This is a genomic window from Microcella alkalica (assembly GCF_014137945.1).
Taxonomy (GTDB): Bacteria; Actinomycetota; Actinomycetes; order Actinomycetales; family Microbacteriaceae; genus Microcella; species Microcella alkalica.
This window is the reverse complement of sequence record NZ_JACGWX010000006.1, coordinates 76481-90902: the sequence shown is the minus strand read 5'-3', so window position 1 is coordinate 90902 and position 14422 is coordinate 76481. Positions and strand designations below refer to the sequence as shown.

Here is a 14422-nt window from a genome sequence, read left to right as displayed (position 1 = left end):
ACTCGCCGCTACGACCAGGCCGGCGGGAGGCCGGCGTCGGTGGGCAGTGCGAGGCCCGCGTAGCGGAGACCGTCGGCGACGAGCTCGACGCGCTCGAGCTGTGCGACCTCGTCGAGGGCGAACCAGCGCACGTCGTCGGTCGTGCCCTCCTGCTGTCTGCTCGAGATGCTCGCCGTGGACGATGCCGTAGCAGCTGACGCGCAGGTCGACGCCGGCGAGGGCGGGGGGCGGGAGGTCGGTGGGCTCGGCGTCGGGGGTGACGAGGCCGGCGCTCACGGCAGCGGCCCCAGCAGGTCGGCGGCGACTGTCGCGTGCACGCTCTCCGGGTCGCTCGGGTGGTAGATGCCGGCGAGGACGTCGCGCTGCAGGCGGCTGAGCTCGTCGCTCGCGCGATACGCCCCTCCCCCGGCGATGTGCATGCACTCGTCGACGACCTCGCGCGCGGTGACGACGGCGCGCTGCTTGAGCCCCGCCAGGTCGCGGAACCACCGCGCACCCCTGTCGACACTCGCGTCGCGATCGCGGCAGACGGCCTCGATCTGCGGGGTCAGCGCGTCGAGGGCGATCGCGGCATCCGCCACCCGCCATCGGATGTCGGGGTCGGCCGACTGGGGAGCCCCGCCGTTCTTGAGGCTCGTGCGCCGGTGGGCCGACTCGACGGCGAGTTCGAGGGCGCGGTCGGCGAGTCCGGTGTAGACGGCGGCCATGAGGGTGAGGAAGTTGGCGGAGATCGCGAGGAGGAACGGGTCGAGGGTCGGTCCGACGGGCAGGATGCGCGAGACGCGCTCGTCGGGGATGAACGCCGCGTCGAGGCGGGTCGTCCAGCTCTGGGTGGCGCGCATGCCGAGCGAGTCCCAGTCGGGGGCGAGCGCGATGCCGGGCGCGGGGTGGAGCTCGAGGCGGTCGGAGGTCGAGACCGGGGATTCGCGCAGGAGGAAGCCGTGGACGATCTGCGGGGCCGCGCCGTCGGCGGGGTCGTGGCGGCCGAGCACGCCGAGGCGCGTCCACGCGGGGCTCAGGCTCGTGATGATCTTCGTGCCGGTGAACGACCATCCGTCGCCGTCGCCGTCACCGCCGGGGCCGGCGTCGACGCGATCGACGCGCGTCACCGAGTCGGTCATGACGCGGTCGTTGCCGGCCTCGCTGATCGCGAAGGCGAAGAGCTCGCCGGCCTCGCAGTCGCGCGTGACCCACGCGAAGCTGTCGTCGCCGGCGGAGGCGAGGTCACGGGCGACGCCCATCCAGACGAGGTGCATGGTCATGCCGAGCGCCGTCGCCGGAGCGTGCGCCGCGAGCAGCCGCTGGTCGCGCGCCGCCACGGTGAGGCTGCGGTGGCGGAGGTACCCGGCCTCGCGCAGCGCGGCGAGGTCGTCGAAGAAGAAGGAGTTGCGGGCGTCGTACCCGGCGGCGCGATCGCGGATGCCCTGCAGGAGCTCGGGGGTCAGCACGGTCTGCTCGCTCACCCCGCCAGGCTACGCCCGACCTCCGACGGCGAGCCGGGTGCGCTGGGGAGAACGACGAGACCTCAGGATGTCGCCGGCCAGGAGTAGCATCCGCGCATGCCGTTCATCGAGGCGAGCGAGCTCGTCAAGACCTACACCCCGAAGGGCGCTCCCGTCGTGCGGGCGCTCGACGGGCTGTCGCTGCAGGTGCCGCAGGGCACCGTCACCGCCCTGCTCGGCCCCAACGGCGCCGGCAAGACGACGACCGTCAAGGTGCTCACGACCCTCATCAGCCCCGACTCGGGCGCGGCCGTGATCGACGGCGTCGACGTGCTCGCCGAGCCCGAGCGGGTCCGGCGCATGATCGGGGCCAGCGGCCAGTACGCCGCGGTCGACGAGAACCTCACGGGCTTCGAGAACCTCGAGATGGTCGGGCGGCTCTACCACCTGGGCGCGAAGCGGGCGAAGGCGCGGGCCCGCGAGCTCATCGAGCTCTTCGACCTCGTCGAGGCGCAGAACCGGGTCGTCAAGGGCTTCTCGGGCGGCATGCGCCGACGCATCGATCTCGCGGGCGCGCTCGTCATCAACCCGCCCGTGCTCTTCCTCGACGAGCCGACCACGGGCCTCGACCCGCGCAGCCGCCTGGCGCTGTGGGATGTCATCGAGAGCCTCGTGAGCGGCGGCACGACGGTGCTCCTCACGACGCAGTATCTGGAGGAGGCCGATCGTCTCGCCGACTCGATCTCGGTCATCGACGGCGGCCGCGTGATCGCCGAGGGCACGGCCGACGAGCTCAAGGCGTCCGTCGGCGGGCAGCGCGTCGCCCTCACTCTCGTCGACGCCGACGAGACGGAGGTCGTGCGCGGCATCCTGCAGCGCTACGGCTCGGGCGAGGCCGTTCCCTCGAACGAGGGCAAGACCTGGGTCGTGCCCGTCGACGACGGCCCGACCGCCCTCGGTCGCATCGTGGGCGAGGTCACCGCCGCCGGCCTCCAGCTGCACGACGCGGGCATGCGTCGGCCGACGCTCGACGACGTGTTCCTGCAGCTCACCGGGCACGCGGCGGCAGACGCCGGCACGGACGAGAAGGGCGCGGCATGAGCACCGTCGGCTCGAGCGGAACGCGAGGCGCCGGCGGCGGCCTCGACGCGCGCGGAGCATCCGCGACCCTCGAGCCGGATCCGGGAACCGCGATCGGGAGGTTCCTCAGCGACGGGTGGATCGCCACGCGCCGCAACCTCATGAAGATCATCCGGGTGCCCGACATCCTCGTGTTCACGCTCCTGCAGCCGATAATGTTCGTGCTGCTCTTCACCTACGTCTTCGGCGCGGCGATCGACGTGCCCGGCGGGTACACCTCGTTCCTCATGGCGGGCATCTTCGCCCAGACCGTCGTGTTCGGATCGACCTACTCGGGCTCCGCGATGGCGCAGGACCTCAAGGACGGCATCATCGACCGCTTCCGCACGCTGCCGATGAACGGCGCGGCCGTGCTCGTGGGGCGGACGAACGGCGACCTCGTCATCAACGGGCTCTCGATGCTCGTCATGATGGGCACAGGCTGGCTCGTCGGGTGGCGGGTGGAGTCGTCAGTCGGCGGGTTCCTCGCCGGAGTCGTCCTGCTGCTGCTGTTCGCCTACGCGTTCTCGTGGCTCATGGCGTTCCTCGGCATGAGCGTGCGCAGCCCCGAGATCATCAACAACGTGTCGTTCCTCGTGCTCTTCCCGCTCACGTTCATCTCGAACGCCTTCGTGCCGACCGAGAACCTGCCCACTCCGCTGCGCATCTTCTCGGAGTGGAACCCGGTCTCGGCGCTCGTGCAGTCGGCGCGCGAGCTGTTCGGCAACGTGCCCGCGGGCACGCCCGTCGGCGACGCGTGGACGGCGCAGAACCCCATCCTCACCGTGCTCATCGGCATCTCGGCGCTTCTGATCGTGTTCGTGCCGCTGTCGATCGCGAAGTTCGCGGCGCTCGGCAAGAAGTAGGCCGGCTCCGTCGGCGCGCGGCTCACTCGCCGGGCGCACCCGTTAGCGGCAGCCGCAGCTCGACGCGACCCCCGGCCGGGTCGGCGCGGAGGCGGGCGGTGCCGCCGTGCTCCTCGACGATCGCACGCGTGATCGCGAGGCCCAGCCCCGCGCCGCCCGCGAGCTCCAGGGCGGGCGCCTGCCGGGCATCCGAGCCTCGCCAGCCGGTCTCGAAGGCGTGCTCGAGCGCCTCGGGAGAGAAGCCGGGCCCCGAGTCGGCGACCTCGATGATCGCCTCGCCGTCGCGCGCATCGACCGAGAGCGTGACGATGCCGCCCGCCGGCGAGTGCTCGAGCGCGTTCACGAGCACGTTGACGATCGCCCGGCTGAGCGCCGAGGCATCCGCATCGATGAGCGCATCCTGTCGAACGTCAGTGGCCATGCTCCGGTCGAGGCGGTGCGCGAGGGCGGCGTGCTCGGCCGCCAGGTCGCTCACGAGGTCGCCGAGGCTCAGCCGCTCTCGCTGCAACCGCAGCCGGCCGGCGTCGATGCGCGAGAGCTCGAAGAGGTCGCCGACGAGCCGCTGCAGCCGACTGACGTGGCCGCCGAGCTGCCCGAGGTGGCGCTGGGGGTCGGGCGAGAGTCCGTCGCCGAGCGTCTCCGCGATCGCCTGCATGCTCGCGAGCGGCGCCATGAGGTCATGGGCGATGCGCGCCACGAGCTCGCGGCGCGCCCCCTCGCTGCGCTCCGACTCCTCCCGCGCCGCCTGCAGCTGCGCGCTCGAGCCGACGAGGTCGGCCTGCACGGCGTCGAGCTCGGCGGTCGTCCGGCGGGCCGCCGCGACCGACAGCCCTGCACCCAGCCTTCGCGCATCCGCCCCGAGCGCCCGTGCGTCGCGCGCGAGGCGAAGGCCCAGCCCGACCGCGACGAGCGTCGAGACGATGCCCGCGACGACGACCACGACGAGCGCCACGAGGGTGTCCTCGTCGCTGATGAACATCGCCTGAGCGCTCAGCGCGATGCCACCGGCGACGCCGGCGACCGCCGCGACGACGATCACGGCGAGATGCACCGAGATGGAGGCGCGCGGCAGGGCGCGGAGGACGAGCGCCGCGATGAGGCCCGCGCCGATCGCCGATCCTGCCCCGAGCGCGAGGCACTGCAGCAGGATGAGCGCCGTCATGACTGAGCCCCGAGCGCGAGCGGGGTCGGTTCGAGCCGGTACCCGATGCCCCACACCGTGAGCAGGATGCGCGGCTCGCCCGGGTCGACCTCGAGCTTCTCGCGCAGACGGCGCACGTGCACGGTGACGGTCGAGGCATCGCCCACGCTCCAGCCCCACACCTCGTCGCGCAGCGTCTCGCGGCTGATCGTGCGCCCGGGTCGCCGCATGAGGTACGCGAGCAGGTCGTACTCCCGACCGGTGAGGGCGAGGGGCGCGCCGTCGAGCGCGATCGTCGTCGACGACGCATCGAGGCGCAGCCGCCCGAGCACGACATCCTGCGGCGCGATCGCGTCGTCCCGTCGCCGCAGGACGGCCACGATGCGGAGGACGAGCTCGCGCGGAGAGAAGGGCTTCGCGAGGTAGTCGTCGACTCCGGCCTCGAGACCCTCGATGCGGTGCTCGGTCTCCCCGAGCGCGGTGAGCATGACGATCGGCACCGGTCCGGCGGCGCGCAGGCGCCGGGCGACCTCGATGCCGCTCACGCCCGGGATCATCCGGTCGAGGACGACGAGGTCGGGCGGGGTCGCCTCCGCGATCCGCAGGGCCGCGACCGAGTCGGCCGCCTGATCCACGGTCGCGCCGGCAGCGCTCACATAGGCGGCGACGATCTCTCGCAGGGTGTCGTCGTCGTCGACGACGAGGACGCGGCGGCCGTCGAGCGGCACCGCACGCCGCGCATCCGTCGCCCCGCTCACGTCGCCCATCATCCTCCGCCGGTGGCCAGGCGACGCACCCACTCCTCGATGTCGGCGATCGGCTGGTACCAGCCGAGGTCGAGGATCGCCGACTGGAGCGCCTTGTCGGCGCCGACGATGACGACGACGCCCACGACGATGAAGAGAACCCCCGTCACGCGGCGGAACCAGCCGCGCGGGTCGGCCAGCCAGCCCAGCCGACGGGCGGCGCTGCGGCCGGCGAGGCCGATGAGGAGGAGCGGGATGGCGAGCCCGATCGCGTAGAGGACGATGTAGAGGACCCCTTCCGCGACCGAGACGGGCAGCACGGTCGCGATGATGAGCGCGTACGTCGGGCTGCAGCTCGTGAACACGGGGCCGAGCGCGGCGCCCGTGAGGATGTCGCCGCCGAGCGACTGCCTCTGCACCGAGCTGTCGAGCGCACGATTGCTGCGATCGCCGAGGCCGAGGCGGGTCAAGACCGACTCCCAGACGCGCGGCACGAGCAGGTTGAGCCCCAGCAGGATCACGATGACGCCCGAGACGATCTGCCACACCTGCGGCGGCACGCCGAGGAGCGCCGTCGTCACCTTGAGCAGGAGCGTGAAGAGGATCACGCTGACGGCGAGCGAGCCCGCGATGACGTACGGGCGCGCGGCCGCCCGGCGGGGGTCGGCACCATCGGCGACGATCGACCCGCCGACGATGATCGGCAGCAGCGGCAGCACGCACGGCGCGGCGACCGTCAGCACGCCCGCGACGAGGGCGACGAGCGCGAGCCCTTCCACGGCCGGGGCCTACGGCGCGGCCGCGACGAGCGCGTCGAGAGTCGTGTCGTCGTACAGGACGGTGCTGCCGAGCGACTCGCCCTCGTCGCCCACGTACACGATCGTCGTCTGCAGCGTCACGCCGTACTGCTGGCGCAGCGCGGTCTCGGAGTCGAAGTCGGCCTTGATGATCGTGAGCCCGACGGGGATCTCGCCCTCGAGGATGCTCTGCTCGAGCGCTCGGCACTGCGTGCACCACGGGGCGTGGAAGAACAGCGCCTTCGTGCCCGGTGTCTCGCCGATGACGCCGTCGCGGTAATCGACGTAGGCGCCGGGCTGCGCAGTGCCGGGGTCGACCGCGTCGCCGCCGTCGCCGCCGCCCTCGCTCTCGCTCTCGGCCGAGGGCGACTCGGTCGCTTCCCCGCCTCCGCTCGTCGTGGGGCTGCTCGACGCGGCCGGCTCGGGAGCAGCGGACGGGTCGCCGGCGGCGCAGCCAGCGAGCAGCAGTCCGGCGGCGAGGGCGAGCGCGGCCGCGGCGGCCGGGCGAGGGAGGGCTGACATGGTGCGAGCGTACGGCGGCGCCCCGCACGCGCACCCGGCGCGAACCTTACGAAGTGCTTACGGGTGCGGCGCGGTGCGAGACGGCAGCGCGCGGGCGGCGCGGCTCAGCCGGCGAGCGCCGCCGCGAGCGCCCGGATGCCCCGCTCGACCTCCGCGAAGCTCGTGCTCAGCGGAGACAGCCCGATGCGCGCCCCGCTCGGGTGCCGGAAGTCGGGGACGACGCCTTCGCCCCAGAGCCGCTCGACGGCCGCGCGAGCCTTCGGATGGTCGACCGTGATGTGGCCCCCGCGACGCGCCGAATCGCGCGGCGAGGCGACCACGGCATCCGGGATGAGGGCATCGACGAGCGCGATCGCGTACTCGGTCAGCGCGACCGACTTCGCGCGGATCGCCGACATGCCCGCGGCCTCGATCTCGTCGAGCATGTGAGCGATCGGCTGCATGCCGATGATGGGCGGGGTTCCGCTGACGAGGCGACGGATGCCCGGCGCGGGCTCGAACCCGGCCGTCATGCTGAACGGCTCGGCAGCGCCCAGCCACCCGGGGATCGGGTTGCGCAGCTGCGCCTGGTGCCGCGCGGCGACGTAGGCCCAGGCGGGGGCGCCCGGGCCTCCGTTCAAGTACTTGTACGAGCATCCGACCGCCATGTCGACGCGCCACGCGTCGAGCTCGAGCGGGACGGAGCCGACCGCGTGCGAGCAGTCCCAGATGACGAGCGCGCCGTGCGCCTGCACGATGCCCGTGACGGCGGGGATGTCGGCGAACCACGCGCTGCGGTACGCGACGCCGCCGAGGAGCGCGGCGATCGTGCGCTCGCTCACGACCTCGGCCGCGAGCTCGGGCGAGATGCCGCCGTCGTGCGGGGTATCGACCCAGCGCACCGTGAGCCCGTGATCATCGGCGAGGCGCTCGACGATGAAGCGATCGGTCGGGAACTCGTCGCGCGCGATCACGAGCTCCGTCCGGCCGGGACGGGCGGCGATCGCGGCGCGCAGCAGCTTGAAGATGAGCACCGTCGTCGAATCGGCGACGACCGTCTGACCGGATGCCGCGCCCAGGCACGCGGCGCCGATGCGGTCGCCGAGGCGCTCGCCCAGAGAGAGCCAGCCCTCGTCCCAGCCGCGGATGAGTCGCTCGGCCCACTGCGTGCGCACGAAGTCGGGCAGCGCGTCGACCGTCGCCCGCAGCGGCCGTCCGAGCGAGTTGCCGTCGAGGTAGGCGACGAGGTCGTCGCTCGGCACGAAGCGGTCGACGAGGGGCGCGAGCGGGTCGGCGACGTCGAGCGCGGCCGGGTTCGGCAGGTGCGCGGCGTCGGCAGCCGGGTCCGGGAGGTGCGCGGCGTCGGCAGCCGGCGTGCGAGGGTCGGTCACCCGGTCAGCCTAGGCTCGCGCCCCGTGCGTCGCGATCAATCGCTGGGGCGCTACTTCGATGACAAGGCGTCAGATCGATGTGCAGCCCTGTCACCGGAGTGGCGCCCCCGTCCTCGGGGCGGGCGCGCCGCGGCGCGGAGGCCGGGGCGGGCGCACCGCGGCTCAGCGGCCAGGGCGGGCGCACCGCGGCGCGCGGCTACGCCGGCACCGGGTACGCGAGCCCCGGCCGCTGCACCGCGAGCCGCAGATCCTCCCCCACCGCCGGCAGGTCGACGGCCGCCATGCGCATGCGCACCGTGAGACCCGCGGTGAGATCGCAGCTCAGCATCGCGTCGTGGCCGGCGTACGAGATCGAGGCGACGCGGGCATCCGCACCTGCCGCGGCGTGCGCGAGCAGGTCAGGCCGCGGGACGATCCACTCGGGGCGCAGCATGAGGCGCACGGTGTCGCCGTCGGCGGGCGTGAATCCGACCGCCGCGGCCTCGACCGCGCCGAGGGCGCACGTGACGCGGCCGCCGCGCCAGGCACCGTCGAGCTCGACGACGTCGCCGACGAACCGGGCGACCCAGTCGCTCGCGGGCTGCTGGTAGATCTCCTCCGGAGTGCCGAACTGCTCGAGATGCCCGTCGCGCAGCACGGCGACGCGGTCGGCGAGAGTGAGAGCCTCCTCCTGGTCGTGCGTGACGAGGATCGAGGTCGTGCCCTGCGCACGCAGCAGCTCGGCGACCTCGCGTCGGAGGCCCGTGCGCAGCTGCGTGTCGAGCGCGGCGAACGGCTCGTCGAGCAGCAGCACCTCCGGGCGCGGCGCGAGAGCGCGGGCGAGGGCGACGCGCTGCGCCTGTCCGCCCGAGAGCTGGTTGGGGGCCCGGTTGGTGAGGGCGCCCAGGCCGACGAGCTCGGCGAGCTCCCGGATGCGCGCCGCGCGACCGCGACCGCGCGGCACCGCGAAGCCGATGTTCTCGGCCACGCTCAGGTGCGGGAAGAGCGACGCCTCCTGCGGCACCCAGCCGATCCCGCGCTTCTCGGGAGGCACGACGCGGCCGGGGCGCGACAGCTCGCGCGACCCGATCGCGATCGACCCCTCCCGCACGGGCAGGAGCCCCGCGATCGCCAGCAGCAGAGACGTTTTGCCGCACCCCGACGGGCCGAGCACCGCCACGAGCTCGCCGGAGCGGATCGTCATCGACACGTCGTCGACCGCGAGCGTCGACCCGTGGATCACGCTCGCGCCGCTGACGACGAGGTCGCTCACAACTCCTCCTTGGCCGTGCTGCGGATGCCCGAGAGCACCATCGCGGGAACCGCCGCGATCAGGACGAGCACCGCGGCGTACGGGGCGGCGGCGCCGAACTCGAACACGACCGTCCTGTTCCACAACTCGGTGGCGAGGGTCTGGATTCCCGTCGGCCGCAGCAGCAGCGTCGCCGGCAATTCTTTCATGGTCGCGATGGCCACCAGCAGTGCGCCGATGCCGACGCTCGGCAGCGCGAGCGGCACCGTCACCCGCCACCACGCGCGCAGCGGCGAGTCGCCCAGCGTGCGCGCGACCGCGACGAGCGACACCGGCACGTCGGCGAGGCCCGAGCGCATCGTGCCGATCGCCTTCGGCATGAACAGCACCGCGTAGGCGAAAACGAGCACCACCACGCTCTGGTACAGCGCCGGCAGCACCGCGAGCGAGAAGAACACGAGCGACAGACCCACCACGATGCCGGGCAGCGCGTGGCCGAGGAAGCCCACCGACTCGATCGCCGAGACGAGCCGGCCGCGGAAGCGGGCGGCGAGCGCCGCGATGGGCAGCGCGAGCACGACCGCGAGCGCGGCAGCGGCGAGCGCGACCCCCACCGTCGATCCGACCGCCGCGAGCAGGCGCGGCACATCGAGCTCGCGCAGCGTCTCCGCCTGCACCAGGCGCGTCGCAAGACCCAGGAGCGGGATCGCGACGCCCACCACCGGAGCGGCCGCGACGACCGGGAGCAGCGACAGGAGCATCCCCCGCCCGATCGTGCGCGGCGCGACGGCGCGGGCGGCCGCGCGCGGAACGCGACCGCGCGCGGTGCGCTCTCCGAGCACCACGAGCAGCGCGAGCACGACGAGCAGGAGCGCGAGGATGGCCGCCTGCGCCCGGTCGAAGCTCGCCGAGTACGCCGCGTTGATGCCCCATGTCAGCGTCGGGAAGCGCATCATCGCCACGAGCCCGAAGTCGCTCAGCGCGTAGAGCGCCACGAGGAGCCCACCCGCGATCGCCGCGGGGCGCACCTGCGGCCACGTCGCGACCAGGAAGGCCGGGAACGGACCGCGGCCGAGCGTGCGGGCGACCCCCTCGAGGTCGCCCGACGCGCCGCGCAGCGCCGCCGCCACCGGCAGCGCGACGTACGGCATGGTCACCGCCGACAGCAGCAGCCAGCTGGGCACGAAGCCGTCGATGCCCGGCGCGAGGACGAGCCAGCCGTACCCGGCGAGGAACGACGGCACCGCGAGCGGCAATGCAGACGCCAGCAGCCACAACCGCGGGAACGGCACGCGCAGCCGCGACAGCGTGAACGCCACCGCCGTGCCGAGCACGAGCGCAGTCGCCGTCGTCGCGGCGGCGAGACCGAGGGAGTTCGCCGCGTACTCGAGCACGCGCCCGCGCGACAGGGTCTCGACGATGCGGTCGAGCCCCGACTCGCCACCGCGCACCACGAGATAGACGAGGGGGATGCTCGCGGCCAGTGCGGCGAGCGACGCCAGCACCACGAGCCAGAGCGGCGGGCGGGCGACGCGCGACGCGTCGCGGGCATCCACCCCCTGAGCCCGGCCGCCCTCACGACCGACGGCCGCACCGGATCCGCCCGAGCGCGACGACGCCGCGCCGGCAGCCGGTTCGCCCGGTGCCGACGCGGCGTGCGTCGCGATCGTCATGCAGCTATTCGATCATCCGAAGCGTGGGAGCGAGCAGGGCCGAGAGCCCCGCAGGCGCCACCGCTAAATGAGGCCGACGCGGGCGAGGAGCTCCTGCGTCTCCTCGATCGTCTCGAGGTCGCTGAGGTCGAGCTCGGGGTTCACGAGGCTCTCGAGGCTCGGAAGCCCCTCGGGCGCGTCGATACCGACGACGAGCGGGTACTCGAAGGTCTGCTCGACGAAGTAGGTCTGACCCTCCTCCGAGACGAGGTACTCGACGAAGGCGAGCGCGTCCGCGTCGGCGGCCGACCCGTTGAGAACCCCGGCGCCCGTGACATTGACGATCGAGCCGGGGTCACCGGCGTCGAGGAACTTCAACTGCGCGCGCATGTTCTCGGCTCCGACCTCGGAGGCCTGCGCGAACCAGTAGTAGTGGTTGATCAGACCCACGTCGAGCACGCCCTCGTTGACCGCGGTGAGGATGGCGCTGTTGCCCTCGAAGATCTGCGGCTCGTTGCCCGCGAGAGCGGTGAGGTAGGCCTCGGCCGCCTCCTCTCCCTCGAGGACCCGGTAGGCGGTGACGAACGACTGGAAGCTCGCGTTCGTCGGCGCGAAGCCGAGGAGCCCGCGCCACTCGTCCTCGGTGTATGCGTCGATGTCGGAGGGCAGTTCGTCGGCGGAGTACTTCTCGCCGTCGAAGGCGACCACTCGGGCACGACCGGTCACGCCGACCCAGTTGCCGTCGGTCGAGCTGAAGCCGGCCGGGACGGCGTCGGCGATGTCATCCGGGAGGATGCTGAAGAGGCCCGCGTTCGCGAGGGCGCCGAGAGCACCGGCATCCTGCGAGAGGAAGACGTCTGCAGGGGTCGCGTCGCCCTCCTCGAGCAGCAGCGCGCCGAGCTCGGCGGTGTTTCCGTAGCGCACCTCGACATCGATGCCCGTCTCCGCCTCGAACGCGTCGATGAGGGGCTGCACGAGATCCTCGTCGCGGCCGGAGTAGAGCGTGAACGCGTTGTCGCTCTCGGCGGCCGGAGCGCTCGCGCCGGGATCGGCGGGGGCGCCGGGATCGGCGGGAGCGGCGCAACCGGCCAGGAGGAGACCGGCGGTGCTGAGCGCGAGGACGGAGACGGCAGGATGCAGTCGCATGGGAATGATGCTCCAAAGGAGTCGAGCGGATGGGAGTCGGCGAGAGCGCCATAGGTAAGGATAGCCTTACCGAAGCAAAAGCGCCACTCGGATACTCCCTCTTCGCACGAACTCCCGTACAGTTCCGGCATGGACGCCATCGACTCGCGCATCATCGATCAGCTGCGTCAGAACGCCCGCGCCGGGTACGGCGACATCGGCGACGTCGTCGGACTCAGCGCCTCGGCCGTGAAGCGGCGAGTGGACAAGCTCGTGGCCGAGCGCGTCATCCGCGGCTTCACCGTGCAGGTCGACCCGGCCGTCGATGGTCTCGCCGTCGAGGCGTACGTCGAACTGTTCTGCCGCGGCACGGTCGCGCCCGACGAGCTGCGGCGCCTCCTGCTCGCCGTGCCCGAGGTCGTCGAGGCCGGCACCGTGACGGGCGACGCCGACGCGATCGTGCGGCTGCGGTCGCGCGACATCCCCAGCATGGAGGAGGCGCTCGAGCGCGTGCGGTCGGCGCCGAACGTCGACCACACGCGCAGCGCGATCGTCTTCTCGCGGCTCGTCGACCGCGCGCACGAGTAGCGCACGCCCCTCGCCGCCGCGCGGCGCGGTGCGCGGCGCGGCTACGCGGCGCGCACGTCCTCGGCCTGCGTGACCTCGGTCGGCTCGACCAGATAGCGCGTGTACCCCGGCACCGTGAGGAAGGTCGGGAAGTCCTCGTGGAGGGTGACCGTGCGGAAGAGCTCTTCGGCCTCGGCGAGGCGGCTGCTCGGCGCGTGCGGCAGCGAGGCGAGCACCTCGGCGAGCATCCCCTCGACTAGGCCGCGCGTGATCGTCTCGCCCTCGACGGTGACGTGGTCATGGTGGATCCACTGCCACAGCTGCGAGCGGCTGATCTCGGCCGTCGCGGCATCCTCCATGAGGTTGTCGATCGCGGCGGCGCCGATGCCCCGCAGCCACGAGTCGAGGTAGCGCACGGTGATCGCGATGTTCGCGCGAACGCCCGCGAGCGTCACCTCGCCGCCGGCCGATCGCACGTCGAGAAGGTCGCGCGCCGTGACGTGCACGTCGTCGCGCCGCCGGTCGAGCTGGTTCGGGCGGTCGCCGAGCACGGCGTCGAACTCGGCGCGCGCGACCGGGATGAGGTCGGGGTGCGCGACCCACGATCCGTCGAAGCCGTCGCCGGCCTCACGGCGCTTGTCGGCGGCGACGCGCTCGAGCGCGCGCTCCGTGACCTCGGGGTCGCGACGGTTCGGGATGAACGCGCTCATTCCCCCGATCGCGTGGGCCCCGCGCTGGTGGCACGTCTTGACGAGCAGCTCGGTGTAGGCGCGCATGAACGGAAGGGTCATGAGGATGCGGTCGCGGTCGGGCAGCACGAACCACTGGCCCCGGCCGCGGTAGTTCTTGATGATCGAGAAGACGTAGTCCCAGCGGCCGGCGTTGAGGCCGGCGCAGTGGTCGCGGAGCTCGAACAGGATCTCCTCCATCTCGAACGCCGCGGGGAAGGTCTCGATCAGCACGGTCGCGCGGATGGTGCCGTGGTCGAGCCCGAGTCGCTGCTCGGTGAAGGTGAAGATGTCGTTCCACAGCCGAGCCTCGCGATGGTTCTCGAGCTTCGGCAGGTAGAAGTACGGGCCCCGGCCGCGGGCGACGAGCTCAGCGGCGTTGTGGAACGCGTACAGCCCGAAGTCGACGAGGCTCGCGCTCGCGGCGAGGCGCAGCCCCGAGCGATCGGTGTACTCGATGTGCTTCTCGACCAGGTGCCAGCCGCGCGGGCGCATCACGATCGTGGGCGTGCGCTCGGCGGTGACGCGGTACTCCTTGCCCTCCGGCGAGGTGAACTCGAGCCGCTCGCGGATCGCGTCGAACAGCGACAACTGCCCCTCGATGATGTTCGCCCACGTGGGGCTCGTGGCGTCCTCCAGGTCGGCGAGCCAGACGTTGGCGCCCGAATTGAGCGCGTTGATGGTCATCTTCGGGTCGGTGGGGCCCGTGATCTCGATGCGGCGATCGTCGAGGCCGGGGCCTGCTCCCGCGACGCGCCAGGAATCGTCCTCACGGACATCCGCCGTCTCGGGCAGGAAGCGCAGGTCGCGCCCGTTGCCCAGGTCGTACCGGGCGCGCATGCGGTCGGCGAGGCGCTCGTGCCGCGTGCCGGCGAAGCGGCGGTGCAGCTCGGCGACGAACGCGAGCGCATCGGGCGTGAGGATCTCGTCGTACCGGCGGCGCATCGGCCCCGCGATGGTCAGCTGGTGCGTGTTCATGGTGTTCTCCGTTCGAGGGGGTCGACCGAATGAAGGGAGCGGCGGGTCCGGCCACGGCGTGTCGCGACGACACGCCGTCCCGGGCGGCCCGGCTCCCTTCATCTGGTCGACTGGGTTCGTTGGGGGGATGCCCGGCGC

The 14422-nt window shown here is 72.7% G+C and carries 14 protein-coding genes; 3 read left to right on the top strand and 11 right to left on the bottom strand.

Features of this window, described 5'->3' with window-relative positions; translation table 11 throughout:
- Positions 1–8: 8 nt before the first annotated feature.
- Together FHX53_RS13895 and FHX53_RS11125 are read right to left on the bottom strand one after the other, a co-directional pair.
- Positions 9–131 (bottom strand): hypothetical protein, encoded by a 123-nt coding sequence (locus tag FHX53_RS13895; protein WP_281364408.1) that lies wholly within the window; start codon positions 129–131, stop codon positions 9–11.
- Between the two features lie 141 nt (positions 132–272).
- The gene (locus FHX53_RS11125) at positions 273–1463 is read right to left on the bottom strand and encodes an acyl-CoA dehydrogenase family protein (protein ID WP_182491418.1); all 1191 of its coding nucleotides are present in this window, start codon (positions 1461–1463) and stop codon (positions 273–275) included.
- Positions 1464–1559: 96 nt separating this feature from the next.
- Between FHX53_RS11125 and FHX53_RS11120 the strand changes: the two genes are divergently transcribed.
- Both FHX53_RS11120 and FHX53_RS11115 read left to right on the top strand, forming a co-directional pair.
- Entirely contained in the window at positions 1560–2543 is a 984-nt protein-coding gene (locus FHX53_RS11120) for an ATP-binding cassette domain-containing protein (protein WP_182491417.1), read from the top strand.
- Complete coding sequence (locus tag FHX53_RS11115) at positions 2540–3427, top strand: ABC transporter permease (RefSeq protein ID WP_182491416.1); 888 nt, start codon at positions 2540–2542, stop codon at positions 3425–3427. The genes FHX53_RS11120 and FHX53_RS11115 overlap by 4 nt, the downstream gene beginning before the upstream one ends.
- A gap of 22 nt (positions 3428–3449) precedes the next feature.
- Here the strand turns inward: FHX53_RS11115 and FHX53_RS11110 are convergent, their stop codons facing one another.
- The 8 genes from FHX53_RS11110 to FHX53_RS11075 all read right to left on the bottom strand — a co-directional run bounded on the left by FHX53_RS11110 (position 3450) and on the right by FHX53_RS11075 (position 12032).
- Positions 3450–4589, bottom strand: a complete 1140-nt coding sequence (locus FHX53_RS11110; protein WP_182491415.1) for a sensor histidine kinase — start codon at positions 4587–4589, stop codon at positions 3450–3452.
- A complete protein-coding gene (locus FHX53_RS11105) occupies positions 4586–5335 on the bottom strand; it encodes a response regulator transcription factor (RefSeq protein ID WP_182491414.1) in 750 nt (249 codons plus the stop codon). The genes FHX53_RS11110 and FHX53_RS11105 overlap by 4 nt, the downstream gene beginning before the upstream one ends.
- Complete coding sequence (locus FHX53_RS11100; RefSeq protein ID WP_182491413.1) at positions 5335–6093, bottom strand: cytochrome c biogenesis protein CcdA; 759 nt, start codon at positions 6091–6093, stop codon at positions 5335–5337. Before FHX53_RS11100 ends, FHX53_RS11105 begins: the two co-directional genes overlap by 1 nt.
- A gap of 9 nt (positions 6094–6102) precedes the next feature.
- Positions 6103–6633 (bottom strand): thioredoxin family protein, encoded by a 531-nt coding sequence (locus FHX53_RS11095; protein ID WP_182491412.1) that lies wholly within the window; start codon positions 6631–6633, stop codon positions 6103–6105.
- Positions 6634–6737: 104 nt separating this feature from the next.
- Positions 6738–8003 (bottom strand): kynureninase, encoded by a 1266-nt coding sequence (locus tag FHX53_RS11090; protein WP_343050983.1) that lies wholly within the window; start codon positions 8001–8003, stop codon positions 6738–6740.
- Positions 8004–8199: 196 nt separating this feature from the next.
- The gene (locus FHX53_RS11085; RefSeq protein WP_220476394.1) at positions 8200–9255 is read right to left on the bottom strand and encodes an ATP-binding cassette domain-containing protein; all 1056 of its coding nucleotides are present in this window, start codon (positions 9253–9255) and stop codon (positions 8200–8202) included.
- Complete coding sequence (locus tag FHX53_RS11080) at positions 9252–10907, bottom strand: ABC transporter permease (protein WP_220476393.1); 1656 nt, start codon at positions 10905–10907, stop codon at positions 9252–9254. Before FHX53_RS11080 ends, FHX53_RS11085 begins: the two co-directional genes overlap by 4 nt.
- A gap of 63 nt (positions 10908–10970) precedes the next feature.
- Positions 10971–12032, bottom strand: coding sequence for an iron ABC transporter substrate-binding protein (locus FHX53_RS11075; protein ID WP_182491411.1), 1062 nt, complete (start codon positions 12030–12032; stop codon positions 10971–10973).
- A gap of 129 nt (positions 12033–12161) precedes the next feature.
- On the opposite strand from FHX53_RS11075, the gene FHX53_RS11070 reads away from it, so the two are divergent.
- Complete coding sequence (locus FHX53_RS11070; protein WP_182491410.1) at positions 12162–12599, top strand: Lrp/AsnC family transcriptional regulator; 438 nt, start codon at positions 12162–12164, stop codon at positions 12597–12599.
- Between the two features lie 41 nt (positions 12600–12640).
- Here FHX53_RS11070 and aceB read toward each other — a convergent pair whose 3' ends face one another.
- Positions 12641–14284, bottom strand: a complete 1644-nt coding sequence (aceB, locus tag FHX53_RS11065; RefSeq protein WP_182491409.1) for a malate synthase A — start codon at positions 14282–14284, stop codon at positions 12641–12643.
- Positions 14285–14422: the final 138 nt, after the last annotated feature.